Below are 1,629 nucleotides of genomic sequence, written 5' to 3' on the forward strand. Positions count from 1 at the left end.
GAACTTCACGCCCGTGACAGCGCGTCGGGGACGTTCGATTACTTCACCCGCGAGATCAACGGCGAGATGGGCGACATCCGCGACGACTACTCCGCGACCAGCCAGACGAACGAGATCATGGGGGCAGTCGCCGGCAACGTCAACGCGTTCGGCTGGGGAGGTCTCGGCTACCTGCGTGACATCGAGGACGAGGAGCCGATCGAGGCCGTTCCGGTCGAGAGCGACGTCGACGGCGAGTTCTACCTGCCGACCGAGGAGAACATCGAGGAGGGGAACTACTCGCCGCTCGCCCGGCCGCTGTTCGCGTACTTCAGCATGGCCAGTCTCGAGGAGCGAACGGACCTCGTCGGCTCGTTCGCCCGCTTCTACACCAACGGACAGCACGACTTCGCCCGCGACGAAGGGTTCTACGCGACCACGGACGAGGCACAGGCGGAGAACCACGACAAGATCGACGACTGGCTGGATCAGATCGGCGCATCGTCGGACGACCTCACCGTTCAACGCGACTGACGACGAGAACATCCAATGAGTACGGACACCAACCAAGGGCCAGGAATCTCGGGCGGGACGGCCGAGCGCGACCTCGAGGCCAACCGGCGAGCGAGACGGCTGCTCTTCGGCTGTGCTGCCGTCACGGTCCTGACGACGCTCGCGATATTTTTCGTGTTGATTGACAACGCCGCGAGCTACTTCTTCGGCGCCAGGCTCACCGAGATGCTGCTCGGAGCAGACATCGAGCGGACGGTGACGTTCACCGAGTTCTTCACCGGAACGCGGTGGGCGCCTGATCACGCGACGCCGGCCCACGGCGCCGTGCCGATCATCTTCGGCACCCTCGCGATCACCGTCGGCGCAGCGTTCGTCGCGATCCCGATCGGGACCGCGACGGCGATCTACCTCTCGGAGTACGCCTCCGACGGCGTCCGGGCAAAGCTCAAACCGACGCTCGAGATCCTCGCCGGAATCCCGACGATCGTCTACGGCTACTTCGCGATCGCGTTTATCAATCCGGTCCTTCTCGGGCCCATCGCCGAGACGCTGTTCGGCATCAATATCGGCCGTTACAGCATGCTCTCGGGGATGCTCGTCGTCGGCATCATGACGATCCCGATGGTCTCCTCGATCAGCGAGGACGCCATGTCCGCGGTGCCCGACGACCTCCGCAACGGCGCCTACGCCCTCGGGGCGACGAAGTTCGACGTCTCGACGAAAATCGTCCTGCCGGCGTCGATATCCGGCGTGTTCGCCTCGTACATCCTCGCGGTCTCGCGGGCGATCGGCGAAACGATGGCCGTCACCCTCGCGGCCGGGTTCAACGCGAACATCACGGCGAACCCGTTCAACGAGATCATGACGATGACGGCCTACATGGTCTCGATGGCCCGCGGGACGTCCGCTGTCGGAACCGTCGAGTATCAGAGCCTGTTCGCGGTCGGCCTGTTGCTGTGCTTCGCGGGCTACGCGGCCCTCCGGGCCGTCATCGCGGTGTGGGGCGCCTTCGCCGGCTTCCTGCTCGGGGCGGGGCTCGTCGCGTCGATCACCGGCGAGGGCTTCCTCGCGACCGTGGCCGGCTGGCTCGTCGGCCTCGCCGTCGGGCTGGTCTTCGGGCTGATCGCCTACCTCTAC

The 1,629-nt window shown here is 65.6% G+C and carries 2 pseudogenes; both read left to right on the forward strand.

The annotated features are described in order from the left end of the window. Positions 1 to 513, forward strand: a pseudogene (locus ACNA7R_RS20245) (phosphate ABC transporter substrate-binding protein); the annotation flags it as partial. A 15-nt stretch (positions 514 to 528) separates the two neighbouring features. Continuing rightward, positions 529 to 1,449: pseudogene (gene pstC / locus ACNA7R_RS20250) on the forward strand (phosphate ABC transporter permease subunit PstC); the annotation flags it as partial. Positions 1,450 to 1,629: the final 180 nt, after the last annotated feature.

The sequence above is a fragment of the Natronococcus sp. genome (assembly GCF_047921035.1).
Classification (GTDB): Archaea; Halobacteriota; Halobacteria; order Halobacteriales; family Natrialbaceae; genus Natronococcus.